Source organism: Bacillus sp. CPT56D-587-MTF (assembly GCF_058792335.1).
In genome coordinates, this window is sequence record NZ_JBYTEF010000001.1 from 1,470,515 (window position 1) to 1,485,044 (window position 14,530).

Sequence of the window (14,530 nt, forward strand, 5' to 3'; positions counted from 1 at the left end):
TAGTTACCAGAAAGACAAACAAAAAACACCATCTCAAATAAGTGAGGATGGTGCTGTTACAGGAAAAGGGAAACAGAAAACGGAGCTAATAAAAAAACCGCCAAAAAAGGAATATCATAAAAAATGATATCTCTTTTTTGTAGATAGCTCTTCATACGTACACGTCTGTACATATGACAGTTCTGTTTCTATTCGAAAACAGCCCCAATTGATAAATGCAGAGAAATTTATCAATTTCGGCAATACTTCCTTTCATCTAAGTTCATAGATATCTCTGTGTCTCCATTAGAATACTCATAAGTATCGCAACCTCTATCTCACGTTTTAGGCGAGAGTGTTTGATTTATGAAGTTGTTGGTAACATTTGTTTTATAATAATTTAAATTTTTCGGGGAATCAAGTGTTTTATATATATTTTAAAAATTCTTTCTTTTTTCTGAGGAAGTTTGTGAAAAATGTAGCAAAATAAATTCATTGCATGTACATTAAACTTATAGTGCATAGGAGGTGGGGAGAATGAAAAGGAAACAGCCTATTTATGTTGCGACAAAAATGAACACGACGATGGGAAAATTATGGGAATATACGCAAGAACCAGCTATACATACAGAGCGGGATGCTCGCTTTACTGAAATTTCGTATTTAGAGAAAAAAGAAGGAGAACCACAGAAGTTTTTGTATAAAACAAAGATTGGATTTGGGCTTGAAATAGCTGGAGAAGGGGAATCAATAGGTGAAATAAGAAAAGAAACTGGTGAAAGAATTTCTTCTTTAAAATTTTGGACGGATAATACATTATCTCTTATTCAAATAGGACGTGGTTATTGGAAGTATACGCCAAATAAAGAATACATCCATTTTGAGACACAATATGATTATGATACAAGATTTGGTCATGTAGGGAATGTAATAGATTGCTATATATTTCGGCCGTTATTAGGTTGGGCGACTGCTTGGAGTTTTGATGCTTTAAAATTATGGTTAGAAAAGGGGCTTCATCCTAGGTTACTAATTAGAAGAACAATGACGTATTGGCTCGTATGTTTTTTATTTGCTTTTGTATGGATATATCAAGGGATAGTGCCAAAACTACTGTTTACTCATTTAGAAGAAGTAAAGATGCTTTCTGTATTAATCGGTTCAAATGAAAGTAGTATATGTATACTTAAAATAATTGGGATGTTAGAAATAATTTTCGGCGTCGTATGGCTGTTGCCAATAATAAAACGAAAATTATTTATACTGCATATTATTGTATTACTAGTTTTAACGTTAGCAGCAGGATTTACGAATATTGCAAGCTTTACAGGGCCGTTTAATCCGATTACATTAAATGTTCTTCTAATGGGGTTATCAATTGTCGGTTATATAAATAGTTTCGATTTACCAAGCGCGAAAAATTGCAAGAGGGCGAGAAAGGGATAAGTGTATGGCTAATATGTATGAACGATTATTAGGGGATACCTATAAAAATCTTCATCCTGAATTGCAGAAGCGTTATGCGATTACAGAAGAGAATAGTTTTACAGGGGAAGGAAAAATGGATGAAATTTACGGTGGCTCTTTTTTCGTGAAATTTATATTGAAAATTACATCGAAGTTTCGAATGTTTTTCTCGGAACGAGGAGAGGAAATTCCATTTACGATACAAAACATAGCTGAGCGAGATGAATATGGACGAGAATTAGTAAGGTGGAACCGTACTTTTTATTTCCATAATAAGAAAAGATATTTTAATGCAGTTATGCAATTGGATGAAAACGAAAATGAAATTGTAGATTATTTTGGTGAACCACATTTACTCGTTTCTACACTGCATTTTCATATCGATGAGTTAGGGGCAATGCATATTTCTTCAAAGAAACAATGGTTTTATATGTTTGGAAGAAAAATGCCGTTACCAAAATTTTTGTATGGTGAGGCAAAAATTGTTGAAAGTTATGATGAAACACTACAGTGTTTTCGAATTCATGTACAAGTACGAAACCCGTTAATTGGCTCGCTTTTTTCATATAAGGGAACATTTGTGGAAAGGAAATAAACGATATGAAAAATATAATATTTGGGCTTGCTTGTTATGTTGTTTTTCTAATATGTGAGTGGTCGAATATAAATCCTGTTGAAGCAATTATATTATTATCTGTTTTATTATTTATACCAATGTCATTTTGTATTATTGATAAAAGAAAAAGAGATGGATCGCAATTATTATTTTATAAATCCGTATCGTTTTTATATCCAATCGCAGCAATTTGTGCAATGCTAGCTTTCGTCACAAATTACAATGTATTTGCGCTAGTTTGGTTTGTATATACAGGAATTGTTGCGTTATTTGGTGTAAGTAGATTGCTAGAAAGAGGATGGAAGCCGTTAGAAGAAATCGCCATAGATAGTGCGTTTATTTATTTGTTTTTAGGTGGTTTTTGGTTTTTTGCTTCAGTAGCAAAACTTTCAATTATGCATTTTAGCTTTGACATTGTTTTACTCACAGCTGCACATTTTCATTATTCGGCGTTTCTATTGCCATTATCAGCTGGTTTAATAGGGAGAAAAAGAGAAAAGAGAAGTAAAGTGTATGATGCTATTATGTTTATCATCATGATTTCACCTATGACAGTTGCAATAGGAATTACATACTCAAGAATATTTGAATTTTTTGCAGTGTTCCTATATTTATGTGCAATTTATGGGTATGGATTTTACGTTTGGAGAGCAAAATTTAATGCTATCAGTGCAAAGATTCTTCTAATCGTTTCGTCTAGTACACTCATGGTTACAATTATGTTCTCACTTATATATTCATACGGGAATTTGAAGCATGTCTTGACGATTACAATTGCTCAAATGGTTTGGATTCATGGTGTTGTCAACGGAATTGGAGTAGCGTTACCGGCATTTATCGGCTGGGTGATTGAAAAGAGTGTTCCGAATTATAAATACTATGGGAAACCAATGAGTAAGTTAAGAGGAAATGTGGCAATTGGTGAGGCTTATTTATATAGCAACAATTTAGTAGACAGTAAGGAATACAACGGTTTAGTCGATAAAGTAAATGACTTTCATAGTGAGGCATTTGATGTGACGAAGGTTCCTTTAAGTATGATTCATTTTTATGAAAATACAACAGAGTATGAGTTGCAATCAAATATTAAATGGACTCGTTGGTTCCGTCCGTTCGCACTTTGCTATGAGAAAATGAGTAAGCGTGTAGAACAAATACATTTAGGTATGGGCGGCAATTGGGAAACGATGCATGGCTCTATCATTAGTGTAATAGATGAGAAAGACGGAAGAGAGAATGTAAGGGCTTGGATAAGGAAAAATGAAGCAGGTGAATCTATTTTTGTAGCTCTTTATTCAAAGCATACAAATAAGAATGAGATATATATGAATATCGCCTTACCTTTACCTTATTCGAATATGACTGGTATTTTGAGGCTATGTAATGATAATCATGATTTAATCATTACTAGTAAGTTAAGAGAAAATGGCCAGGGAGATGAGGGGATTTATTTACATACTCGGTTCTTAACAATCCGTTTACCGTTAGCAGAGACTTTCATCATTACAGAGGGTAAGGATAAAATGTTAACAGCTCATCATAGCATGTGGCTATTTGGACTTGAATTTTTACATATTCATTATAAGATTGAAAAAATTGCACAGAAGTAAGAAAGGCTTGGATGGGTTTCCAAGCTTTTTTATGTATGAGTAATTGTCATAGAAATTTGTTTATTTAGCTCATTATCCCAAACACGTTGAATTTCAAAAGTGCCTGTTTCAAAAAATAATGGGAATCTTTCTTTAAACCAAGTTTGCATAGGTAGCTTTAGTGCTGTATTGATTGGTATCCATAATAATTCACCCTCAGGAGGATTCAAAAGAAGTTCACCTTCAAATGAGTCTGTCCAATAGTTAAATACCATATATCGAACATTACCTTTCGGATTGACATATTCATCTAATCCTTTAAAAGTTAAATTGGAAACAAGTAATCCAGTTTCTTCTTTTACTTCTCTTATAGCGGCTTGAACGATACTTTCGGGGAAATCTACTTTGCCGCCAGGAGCGATGTAGCCAGGGAAACCTCGATGGCTGGGGCGTTTTATGAGTAAAATTTCATTGTTACGTTGGATCATACACATTGTATAGATCTGATGTTCGATGTTATGTGAATTTGGAGGCATAATGATGTATTCTCCTTTATATTTTTTTGATAATTTTACCATAACATAATTGTTTCTTATATAATTAGAAATGGAATGTTATAAATTTTCAGTTATATATTATAAATTCTATAGTCATTCGAAAAGAGGGGAGAGACATGCAAGGAGAAATACAAAAGGAGAAAAGTTTAGGTTATATTGGAAAATTATTATTACCAGTTAAAGTATCAACGCACTTTAAGTTTTTATGGATTGGACAATTACTCTCGGCCTTAGGTAGTTCGATAACTATGGTCATACTTCCAGTTGTTGTGTATTCATTAACTGGTTCAACAGTTGTAATGGGGATGACGATGGCAATGTACATGCTACCTAATATTCTTGCTTTACCGTTTGCGGGTTTAATTGTAGACCGAATTGATCGGGTTAGGTTAATGTTATTTACGGATATAATCCGCTGTATATTAATGCTATTACTTGCATCGCTTATATTTATGGATTTATTAACAATTACGATTTTATATATTCTCGTTGCCATATACGGACTTATGGAAGGGATATTCCAACCAGCATATTCTGCTGTAAGGGCGAAAGTATTCGTCCCTGAAATTCGTAATGCAGCTAACGCACTCACTCAAATGAGTAATCAAGGTATACGATTAATTGGGCCAGCACTTGGTGGGTTAATCGTATCGGTTGCATCTGCAGGGATAGGTTTCGGACTAGATGCAGCAACGTACTTATCATCATTTTTATGTTTATTATTTTTAAAAGAAATTAAGTTTAAAAAAGTAAAACCCATTGAAAAGAGTAAGCTTAATTACAAACAAGAGTTTATGGAAGGTGTTTTCGTTTTAAAAAGTCATCCGTGGCTGTGGATTACAATTTTAGTTTTTTCTTTTATAAATATTTGTTATGCCGGCATTATCGTCGTATTAATTCCATGGTTATTTAATGTTCATCATCATTTTGAAGCTTACGTGTATGGACTTGGCATGGCCTTTTCTGGTGGTGGGGCTGTAATTGCCGCATTAATATTTGGTGGGAAAGAGCTGTGGCATAAGAGAGGATTACTGGCTTATGGAGGTGTTTTAATGAGTGGCATTGCTTTATTAATTATGCCATTCATTTCTTGGGCACCCGCTTTAATATTCTTAATGGCAATTGAAGGATTTGGCATGATGATATTTGGACTCATTTGGGAAACGAGTTTACAGGAGCTTGTACCAGAAGAAGCATTCGGAAGAGTGGCAAGCCTTGATATGTTGGGTTCTTTTGCTTTATTGCCATTAGGATACGTAGTTGTAGGCTGGTTAGCTACTGTCATAGGTGGCGAGATAACTATTATAACACTAGCTAGTTTAGTAATTTTAACAATTGGAATCGCATTGTCTGTACCGAGTATTCGTCGATTTAATTGATTATATGGGAAAAGAGGGCTAGACCTATATAGAAAATAACTTAGCATATAATCAACTAGTATTAATAAAACATCTTTGTAATGAAAAGCCTTCCATACATATTTGGCACAAAAAAATTAGTATGGAAGCAACAAAATTAGAAATCACAAAAGAAGTGACGGAAGCGATACAAGCAGGTTTCAAAAAAGAAGAATAAGCCCTAAAGAAATTAGGACTTATTCTTCATTAAATACAAATGTTTGTTTCATTTTTTTACCTTCATTTACCGGATGGCCGTTATAAGAGAAATTCTTTTCTTCCCAAGTGATCACAACTTTAAAATTATGACTATTAAAGTCTAATGGGAATACCATGTAGTCAAAGCTTGTATGACTTTTAGAAATATTTTCATTAGGTGTAGTAGGTTTAAAGGTAGCCTTAGAGGTAGGATTGTTATCAAGTATTTCCACGGATACGTTTGATACATCATGACCGATGTTTTTTACGAGTAAACTATACGTATCAAATACACCTTGTTTCGGCTGGATTGCTTGCTTGTTTGAGTTATGAGATTTATCAATTTCGACATACCATTGTTTAGACTTTGATGCAATCGGTAGTGACTGAAATGTGTAAGCACTAGCTTGCATTGGTAGTGCTAAACATATAAGCGTAAAGAGAGTTAATATTTTTCGTTTCATTTTTTGAGAGCTCCCATTCTTTAATGGATTTACTTGTTATTATTTTCTTTTTATGAGTTAATATACCATATAATGTAAAGTGGTTGTTGTGAGTAGTGAATCAATATCTTATTCACTACTCTTATAGCTAGCATCATTACGTATGAAGTAAGAAAGAATAAATTTGTTTTTTCTATACTTAGATTACTGCCCTTTTTAAAAGGGCTATTTTTACGTTTTAATAAAAAGAATATACTAAGAATTCCGTATAAATTATTTATTTTAATGTAGTTAAATGTGCTTGTATATTGTGAAATTAGAGAGGGAAGTTGTGTAGAGATGTTTCTACACAGCTATTTAGGATATGAAAAAATCACCAAAAATATGTTAAAATAACATTGTCATACAACAAGGGGGATTTGTTTTATGGAAAATGGACATCTTGCTAAAGTAGACTTAACGAAAAAAATTGAATCAAAATCTAAGTACAATAAGAAATTAGAAAAATATCAAAGGCGCTTATTAGCATTACAACAAATTTTGAAAGAAGAAAAAATCGCGGTTATGCTTGTTATGGAAGGATGGGATGCGGCTGGTAAAGGTGGGGCAATTAAGCGGGTGACGGAACATCTTGACCCACGTGGGTTCCAAGTAGATCCAATTGGAGCGCCTGCACCTCATGAAAAACGTTACCATTATTTGCAACGTTTCTGGCGAAAAATTCCACAGTACGGGCAAATTACTATTTTTGATCGCTCATGGTACGGTCGTGTGTTAGTTGAGCGTGTTGAAGGTTTTGCTACAAAGGAAGAGTGGATGAGAGCATATGATGAGATTAATGATTTTGAAAAACTACTAACAGATGACCATTACATAATGGGGAAGTTCTTCTACCATATAAGTAAAGAGGAACAGTTAAAGAGATTTAAAGATAGAGAGAAAAATCCTTTGAAAAGATGGAAAATTACAGACGAAGATTGGCGTAATCGTGAAAAATGGGATGAATATGTTGAAGCGATGGAAGACATGTTTGAAAAAACAAGTAAGCCAAATGCGAAGTGGCATATTATTGAAAGTAACGATAAATTGTATGCTCGTGTGAAAACGTTAAAAATTATTATTTCATTCATTGAGGATTATTTCTTAGAACATGGTATAGAATTGCCTTCTTATTATTATGAAATGAAAGAGGATATTGAAGTTTTGCAAGATGTAGGTGTGAAAGAGTAAAAAAGAAAATGGCCCTGTGAATTGGTGAAACCAAATCATGGGGCTTTTTTATTTAGAAACATTTTACAATTAACAGAATAAGGTATATAATCAATAATCATATTAACATTGTTAATATGATTATTGATTATATAATGTGTGGGGGTTTTACTTTGAAGGGAAGAGATGTTGTTTTAGGTTTATTAATGGAAAAGGAATTGTCTGGTTACGATATTAAAATTGTGTTTGAAGACGTATTTACTCACTTTTTTGATGGAAGTTTTGGAATGATTTATCCAACGTTACGACAATTGGAGAATGAAGGGAAAATAAAAAAAGAGGTTGTCATGCAAGAGGGGAAACCGAATAAGAAAATGTACTTTATTACAGATGAAGGACGTGAAGAGTTTTATCAATACATGCAGACGCCTGTAGAGAAGGATGTTTTACGTTCGGATTTTTTAATGAGAATGTATTTTGGTAACTATAGTGATGATGTAACAATAAAAAAATGGATTAAAGATGAAATTGAAAGAAAAGAAGCGTACATTGCAGATCTTCGATTGAAATATGAAAAGTGGAGAGTAGGTATTACTTTCGTCGAAGAAATTTCACTAGATGTAGGTATTGCATCGTATAGTGCACAAGTGGAGACTTTGAAGAAAAAATTAGAAGAGTTAGAGGCGAAAGAAAACAATAAAACAGAAGAATGAAAAACGCGTTCACAATAAATAAAGGGGTATATAAAGATGGAGCAATCAAAGGGTATTAAGATTGTCTTTTTAATGTGTCTAGGTATCTTTCTTTGTATGATTGATACGACAATTATGAATATAGCTTTACCGGCAATACAATCAAGTGTAAATACTTCGTTAGAAAAGATGTCTTGGGTATTAAATGTTTATACAATGACGATTGCAGTACTTGCCATTCCGTTAGGGCGGATAGCTGATATCTTTGGAAAAGCAAAGATGTATATTCTGGGTCTGGTGATTTTTGGTGGTGGATCGGTACTTTGCGCTTTTGCTAATACAGGTGATTTTCTTATTTTTTCTCGTTTTATACAAAGTATTGGGGCAGCGATTTTATTTCCAACAAGTATGGTAATTGGTGTATCAGCTATGCCATTAGCTAAGAGGCATGTTGCGCTTGCAATTTTAGGAGTAACACAAGGATTGTCAGCTGCTATGGGACCAGTAATAGGTGGAATTATTACGCAAAATTTAGGATGGAGATGGGTGTTCTTCGTTAATGTTCCGGTTTGTATAATAGGAATCGTGTTATGTTGCATCATGCTACAAATAAAAAATGAAGAACGTATTATCTCAAAAATAGATTGGATAGGACTACTATTAAGTAGCACAGCAATTTTTTCATTTACTCTCATATTAGTAAAAGGTAATACATGGGGATGGCAAAGTAATATTGCTTTGTCTTGTTATGCACTTAGCACTATTTCTCTTATTCTATTTGTTTTAGTAGAACGAAAGATTCATAATCCAATGGTGAATTTAAAGTTATTTCAAGATTGAATGTTTGTCGGAGCGTCTATCGTTGTTATATTAAGTAATTTATTTTTAATTGGAGTTACTGTATTGCTTCCAACGTTCTTGACGAAACTACAAGGTCGAACGGAAATTGAAGCGGCTTTTTTAGTGACACCTATTTCAGCAATGATATTTTTTGTCTCACCAGTTGCAGCAACTTTAATTAAAAAACTCGGAAAAGTAACTATTATTTTGTCAGGATTTCTTATTATGGGGCTTTCCTACTATTGGTTGCAAATGATTGATGTTCATTCAACAAATATAGAAATTATTATTCCATGTATGATATTAGGTGTTGGATATGGTTTAGTAGTGGGGCCAATTACAGTTTTAAGTGCGTCTTCGTTTGAAGGAGAATTGTTAACTGCTTCTCAAAGTGTTGTATCAATGTTACGACAAGTTGGAATTGTATTGGCAGTCGCAATATTTGTCTCTAACTTAACTCACAATTTAACTGTAAATAAAGAAAAAGTATATCGTTATGCAGAAGAAAAGGTGCGTACTATTCATGTGAATAGTACTGAGCAAACTGAAATTTTACAAATGACTAAAGAGAAAATAGAGAATCAAAGTTTAGAGTCGAATATAAATAAGAAACAAAATGCAATGACAATGGGATTAAGTAAAGAGAAAAAGGAAGAATTGATTCGCGACAAGACGGATGAAATATTAAGAAAAGTTCCAGTAGAATATAGAGATGTAAAAAGAGAAGAAGTTATGAGGCAAGTGACAAAAGAAGTTGAAAAACAAGAGGAAAGTATAAAGAAAGAAGTACTCACATTTTCAAATGATGTGAATCATTATGCCAAGAATCAGATGGCTATGAGTTTTACAGATTTATATAAAGCAAGTGTGCCAATTATTTTAATTTGTGCTTTCGTAAGTTTGTTGTTTTGGGAAGGGAAAGCTTTGAGTAAAAAGAGAAAGGGAAGGATAGTAGAAGAAGCGTAAAGGAAAACAGGCTGCTATTAGCCTGTTTTCCTTACGTTAGTATGAAAAATCTGGATTTAATTCTTTAAATTTATGACTATAATGCCTTTTATTATTAAAACCAACAAAATCAATTCCGACACAAGATTCTAAATTTCCGTCTATAATCGTAGAATCCACGAAGCTTAAATGTTTTAATTTTTGTAGTTCTTTAATGAATTGTAGATTTCGTATGTTACCACAACTTGATAAGATGAGAGTTTCTAATTCCGTTAAATAGCGCAAATATTCGTGGTTTTTAAGCTTACTGCAATGGTCGAATTCGATGTGTTTTAAAGTTGAAGCATTGTTTTCAATTTCATCAATATGCTCTAAATTTCTTAAATAATTGAGTTCTAAATGCTTTAATTTAGGTAATGACCTACATCCTTTTAATGAATTAATGTTCCCTTGTGTAATGCTTAGTTTTTCAATTTTTTGTAAAGACATTAATTCTTCAAGGTTCTTTTGTTTCGGTTTGTATTTCCAAATGTATAGTTCTTTTAAGTTAGGACAAGATTCGAAGCCTTTAATGTTTTTATTACACTTTATGTGAAGTTCCTCTAAATTTGTAAAGCTTTCTAGCTCTGTTAAGTTTAGTGGAACTTGTGGTTCTTCTAGTGATAAAGATTTTAAGTTTTTTAATTTATATAGGGCTGAATAATCAGTAATATATATACTACTAATGTGTAAGCTTTCAATTTGCGGGCAGTGTTCAAGAAAATTAATATGGTGCAAACTATACCTAAGATCATTAATGAAAACATCAGTAAAGTTGTTTGTATTAATGAAGTCTACGTATTCATCCAGTCTGTTTTCATGGATTTGTACTGTGCCATCCATAACTAAAAAGTTTTGTGGTTTCTTTTTGATAGATATTTGTAAAGGATTCATGTATTGAAATATTTCTGTCTTGTTTTCTAAAATAGTTTCAACACTTCTTTTGACAGTTGGAACATTGTCTCTTTGTTTGTAAGCTATTAAGGTTGACTTTATTTCTGACGGATCTGCTAATAAAATTTTTGGAGCCATTTCATATAGTACATCTTCATTTGCAGGTATACAGCTAACCATTGCATCAAGTGCTATTAAACTTAAAGGGTGTCCTTTTGTTAGCCAAGACTTAATTCGTCTCCAAGTTAGTTGTGATACTGCAGCTAATCGCGCCCAATCGTTATGAAATGATACTGCATGTTCCTCTATCCAATCTAATGTTTCTGAGGATTGAAAAGAATGCAGACAAATGAAGGAAGTGGTCGGAAGCTCACTTTTTAATACTGTTTTTAGCCTTTCTATTACTAAAGGAAAGGCTTCTTCAAATGGTAAACAATAAGCTGCAGCGTGAGAAAGAGGTGCAAGTAAATCTTCATCAAATGCCTTCCACAGTTTTCTTATCCAATCTGAGGCGAATTCTCCTAGTACACATATAACAATCTCAAGTAATCTAGTTTTAATTACACCATTCATTGTGTTTGAAAAGCGGTTTATAACAGCATCTAGTACTTCGTTTTGATCGTACCTATTAAGAGCTTCAATTTCTGCTTCTTGAAGAAACCATCTAGTCATGGTGTAATCAAGTAATTCCTCTAAACTAGAGCGAACTTCTTCTAAAGTGGGCACGGGTGTAAGTTTGTGCTCATTCATCTCTAATTTTGGTTGCTTCGCTTTACCATCTTCTTCATAAAAACTATCATGCAAATAATATTTATAAGGTGAGTGAATCATTACAAGGTGGTACCATTCTTTAGGATGTAAAGATAACGAAATAAGACGCTCATGACATTGGTTACATAATTTATAAGGTTGATTTGCTTGATCGGATTCTTCTATTTTATATACTGGATCATGTTTGCAAGCTTCACATAATTCTACTGTTTTTTTCATTGTTTCCTCCTTGCCTATTGTGAATAGTAGTATTTTTAATATAGCATGGGATAAGTCGAGTATGATTAGAAAGTTTTTTAGAATGAAAGGAAGGAATGGAAAATGCCATTGAATATGTAACGTTATACATAGTACATTAACAAGAGGGATTAATTTTAAAAGGAGGATGGGGAATTGCTAGATAAGGCAGGGGCTTTAATAGATAATCATGTGTACACAGAAGAAGAGCAACAAAAACTATACAAACGAACGTTAATAATCGTCAGCATTTCACAAATGTTTGGCGGTGCAGGACTAGCTGCTGGTATTACAGTGGGCGCACTTCTTGCGCAGCAAATGCTTGGAACAGATGCGTTTGCAGGATTACCAACTGCTATGTTTACATTAGGATCGGCATTAGCAGCTTTCATAGTAGGGAAGCTTTCGCAACGATATGGACGCCGGATAGGTCTTGCAACAGGGTTTATAGTAGGTGGATTTGGAGCAATTGGTGTTGTAATGGCAGCTTTAACAAATAGTATTATTCTTTTACTTATTTCTTTACTTATATACGGTGCTGGTACAGCCACGAATCTACAAGCTCGTTATGCAGGTACAGATTTAGCAGATAAGAAGCAGAGAGCAACGGCTGTTAGTATTACGATGGTAATGACGACTTTCGGTGCAGTTGCAGGACCAAATTTAGTAGGGGTAATGGGAAGTTTTGCTCATTCAATTGGAGTTCCTAAACTTGCAGGTCCGTTCATACTATCGGCAGCAGCATTTATACTGGCGGGTCTAGTTCTTTTTGTTACGCTTCGTCCAGATCCTTTGATTATTGCTAACATAATAGAAAGATATAAACAGGAACATACATATAAAGGACAACCAATAATAGAAGAAGCGAAAGAAAATAAACGAGGTATTACAGTTGGAGCAATCGTAATGATACTTACGCAAATAGTGATGGTTGCGATTATGACGATGACGCCAGTTCATATGGGACACCACGGTCACGGTTTAAGTGCAGTAGGACTTGTGATAGGTTTTCATGTAGGTGCAATGTATCTTCCATCTCTCGTTACAGGAATGTTAATTGATAAAATTGGCCGAACTACAATGAGCATAGCTGGTGGAGTGATTTTACTTGCAGCGGGTGTCATAGCTGCGATAGCGCCAAGTGATTCTTTATTATTATTAATCGTTGCTCTGTCTTTACTTGGGCTAGGATGGAACCTCGGATTGATAAGTGGTACAGCACAAATCGTTGATTCCACAACACCGTCTACACGTGCTAAAACACAAGGGAAAATAGATGTTTTTATTGCGCTAGCTGGAGCTTCTGGTGGAGCAATGTCAGGTATGGTAGTAGCGAATTCAAGTTATGCGGCATTGTCATTGGCTGGAGGCGTGTTAGCGTTATTACTTATTCCTGTTGTGATATGGTCTCGAAAAGGGGCAAGAAATTAAATGAAAAAGAGGTTCTAGTTACTGACTAGAACCTCTTTTTATACACTTAAATTAAATTCCACTCTACAATAAGCCCTAAATGCGTAAGTCCGCCACCAAATCCGTATAGTAAAAGTGTGTCTCCGTTATTTAATTTCCCTTCTTTTATAGCTAAATTTAAAGCGAGTGGAATGGTGACTGAAGAGGTATTCCCCATATATTCCACGCTCGTTAATGTTTTTTGTATTGGAATTTGAGATTTTTCGCAAATAGATTCGATCATTCGTAAGTTAGCGCTGTGGGGTATGAACCAGTCTATATCATCTACTTGCATATTTACGGTATGTAATAAATTTTTTATGCCTTTTGGTACCGTGCGTGTTGCCCATTTATATACTTCTCTTCCATTTTGAACGATTTTTTCATTTGTTTGCAGTGGTGTGCCATTCATAGTAGTAGATAAGTTTGTTCTATATAGATGAATGCCGCCATCACCGTTTGTTCCCATGTGAGCAGCGATAAAGCTTGGGGTGTTTTCATCTCTTTCTAATAAAATAGCTCCAGCACCATCACCGAATAAAATACAGGTCGTTCTATCGGTATAATCAGTAACTTTAGATAATGTCTCTGTCGCTACGACAAGTACTTTTTCATGTGATCCAGAAGTGATTAAGCTATTACCGACGTGTAGTCCATATGTAAAACCAGCACAAGTTGCATTTAAATCAAAAGCTAGTGTATGAGGTATGTTGAAGTATTGTTGTATTTGGCAAGCAACACTAGGGAAAACGTAATCAGCAGTAGTAGTAGCGACAATGATACAGTCGACATCTTCTAAGTTTTTCTTATATGTTGTACATAAATTTTCAATTGCTTTAATGGCTAAGTTTGAGGAGTATTCTTCGCCGCTAGCGATTCTTCTTTCCTTCATTCCTGTTCTTTGTACAATCCATTCATCATTCGTATGGACCATCTTTTCTAAATCGTTATTAGACAATATTTGATCTGGAACATAAGTACCAATTGCAGTAATACGAGATTTAGAATGCATAGGAACATCTCCTAACTTTTATTTTTATAACCTGATACTAATATTAGGTTATAAAAATGTCAATAAAGATTTTTGTTGTATTAAAACGATAATACTTAACTTACTATGAAGGAATTTGGCGAGTGCTGTAAAAATAATATACGAGAAGTTTCTAAAATTGATAATTGCTTTTGTTATTTTTATTGTGAGAAAAACT

11 protein-coding genes, 1 pseudogene and 1 riboswitch are annotated in these 14,530 nt (G+C 33.8%); of the genes and pseudogenes, 8 read left to right on the top strand and 4 right to left on the bottom strand.

Going from position 1 to position 14,530, the window contains the following annotated elements; genetic code table 11:
* Positions 1-136: 136 nt before the first annotated feature.
* Positions 137-323: riboswitch (Lysine riboswitch) on the bottom strand.
* A gap of 193 nt (positions 324-516) precedes the next feature.
* Genes AC3WVZ_RS07730 through AC3WVZ_RS07740 form a run of 3 tightly spaced genes read left to right on the top strand, consistent with a single transcriptional unit; the run spans position 517 to position 3,672 of the window.
* Entirely contained in the window at positions 517-1,425 is a 909-nt protein-coding gene (locus tag AC3WVZ_RS07730) for a DoxX-like family protein (protein ID WP_233936245.1), read from the top strand.
* A 4-nt stretch (positions 1,426-1,429) separates the two neighbouring features.
* Positions 1,430-2,041, top strand: coding sequence for a DUF4166 domain-containing protein (locus tag AC3WVZ_RS07735; RefSeq protein ID WP_063219833.1), 612 nt, complete (start codon positions 1,430-1,432; stop codon positions 2,039-2,041).
* 5 nt (positions 2,042-2,046) lie between these two features.
* Positions 2,047-3,672 carry a YndJ family protein gene (locus AC3WVZ_RS07740; RefSeq protein ID WP_063219834.1) on the top strand — a complete coding sequence of 542 codons (1,626 nt, stop codon included), beginning with the start codon at positions 2,047-2,049 and terminating at the stop codon, positions 3,670-3,672.
* Positions 3,673-3,701: 29 nt separating this feature from the next.
* Here the strand turns inward: AC3WVZ_RS07740 and AC3WVZ_RS07745 are convergent, their stop codons facing one another.
* Positions 3,702-4,187 (bottom strand): 8-oxo-dGTP diphosphatase, encoded by a 486-nt coding sequence (locus AC3WVZ_RS07745; RefSeq protein WP_001134945.1) that lies wholly within the window; start codon positions 4,185-4,187, stop codon positions 3,702-3,704.
* 137 nt (positions 4,188-4,324) lie between these two features.
* Between AC3WVZ_RS07745 and AC3WVZ_RS07750 the strand changes: the two genes are divergently transcribed.
* On the top strand, positions 4,325-5,587 hold the full coding sequence (locus tag AC3WVZ_RS07750; protein WP_233936246.1) for an MFS transporter: 1,263 nt from the start codon (positions 4,325-4,327) through the stop codon (positions 5,585-5,587).
* A 215-nt stretch (positions 5,588-5,802) separates the two neighbouring features.
* On the opposite strand, the gene AC3WVZ_RS07755 is transcribed toward AC3WVZ_RS07750, so the two are convergent.
* Positions 5,803-6,267, bottom strand: a complete 465-nt coding sequence (locus AC3WVZ_RS07755; RefSeq protein WP_000823337.1) for a YozF family protein — start codon at positions 6,265-6,267, stop codon at positions 5,803-5,805.
* 405 nt (positions 6,268-6,672) lie between these two features.
* On the opposite strand from AC3WVZ_RS07755, the gene AC3WVZ_RS07760 reads away from it, so the two are divergent.
* The 3 genes and pseudogenes from AC3WVZ_RS07760 (at position 6,673) to AC3WVZ_RS07770 (ending at position 9,953) form a co-directional block, all read left to right on the top strand.
* Positions 6,673-7,476 (top strand): polyphosphate kinase 2 family protein, encoded by an 804-nt coding sequence (locus AC3WVZ_RS07760; RefSeq protein ID WP_000427315.1) that lies wholly within the window; start codon positions 6,673-6,675, stop codon positions 7,474-7,476.
* Positions 7,477-7,628: 152 nt separating this feature from the next.
* Complete coding sequence (locus AC3WVZ_RS07765; protein WP_000678333.1) at positions 7,629-8,168, top strand: PadR family transcriptional regulator; 540 nt, start codon at positions 7,629-7,631, stop codon at positions 8,166-8,168.
* Between the two features lie 36 nt (positions 8,169-8,204).
* Positions 8,205-9,953: pseudogene (locus AC3WVZ_RS07770) on the top strand (MDR family MFS transporter).
* A gap of 36 nt (positions 9,954-9,989) precedes the next feature.
* Here the strand turns inward: AC3WVZ_RS07770 and AC3WVZ_RS07775 are convergent.
* Positions 9,990-11,855, bottom strand: a complete 1,866-nt coding sequence (locus tag AC3WVZ_RS07775; protein WP_063219837.1) for a leucine-rich repeat domain-containing protein — start codon at positions 11,853-11,855, stop codon at positions 9,990-9,992.
* Positions 11,856-12,029: 174 nt separating this feature from the next.
* Here AC3WVZ_RS07775 and AC3WVZ_RS07780 point away from each other — a divergent pair, with 174 nt between their 5' ends.
* Positions 12,030-13,304 carry an MFS transporter gene (locus AC3WVZ_RS07780; protein WP_233936247.1) on the top strand — a complete coding sequence of 425 codons (1,275 nt, stop codon included), beginning with the start codon at positions 12,030-12,032 and terminating at the stop codon, positions 13,302-13,304.
* 46 nt (positions 13,305-13,350) lie between these two features.
* On the opposite strand, the gene AC3WVZ_RS07785 is transcribed toward AC3WVZ_RS07780, so the two are convergent.
* Positions 13,351-14,334, bottom strand: a complete 984-nt coding sequence (locus tag AC3WVZ_RS07785; RefSeq protein WP_000555760.1) for a ketoacyl-ACP synthase III — start codon at positions 14,332-14,334, stop codon at positions 13,351-13,353.
* Positions 14,335-14,530 lie beyond the last annotated feature (196 nt).

What these genes read in the sequence shown, in the direction of transcription:
- AC3WVZ_RS07730 (WP_233936245.1), top strand. Translation starts at nt 517, where the DNA reads ATGAAAAGGAAACAGCCTATTTATGTTGCGACAAAAATGAACACGACG.
- AC3WVZ_RS07735 (WP_063219833.1), top strand. Translation starts at nt 1,430, where the DNA reads ATGGCTAATATGTATGAACGATTATTAGGGGATACCTATAAAAATCTT.
- AC3WVZ_RS07740 (WP_063219834.1), top strand. Translation starts at nt 2,047, where the DNA reads ATGAAAAATATAATATTTGGGCTTGCTTGTTATGTTGTTTTTCTAATA.
- AC3WVZ_RS07745 (WP_001134945.1), bottom strand. Translation starts at nt 4,187, where the DNA reads ATGCCTCCAAATTCACATAACATCGAACATCAGATCTATACAATGTGT.
- AC3WVZ_RS07750 (WP_233936246.1), top strand. Translation starts at nt 4,325, where the DNA reads ATGCAAGGAGAAATACAAAAGGAGAAAAGTTTAGGTTATATTGGAAAA.
- AC3WVZ_RS07755 (WP_000823337.1), bottom strand. Translation starts at nt 6,267, where the DNA reads ATGAAACGAAAAATATTAACTCTCTTTACGCTTATATGTTTAGCACTA.
- AC3WVZ_RS07760 (WP_000427315.1), top strand. Translation starts at nt 6,673, where the DNA reads ATGGAAAATGGACATCTTGCTAAAGTAGACTTAACGAAAAAAATTGAA.
- AC3WVZ_RS07775 (WP_063219837.1), bottom strand. Translation starts at nt 11,855, where the DNA reads ATGAAAAAAACAGTAGAATTATGTGAAGCTTGCAAACATGATCCAGTA.
- AC3WVZ_RS07785 (WP_000555760.1), bottom strand. Translation starts at nt 14,334, where the DNA reads ATGCATTCTAAATCTCGTATTACTGCAATTGGTACTTATGTTCCAGAT.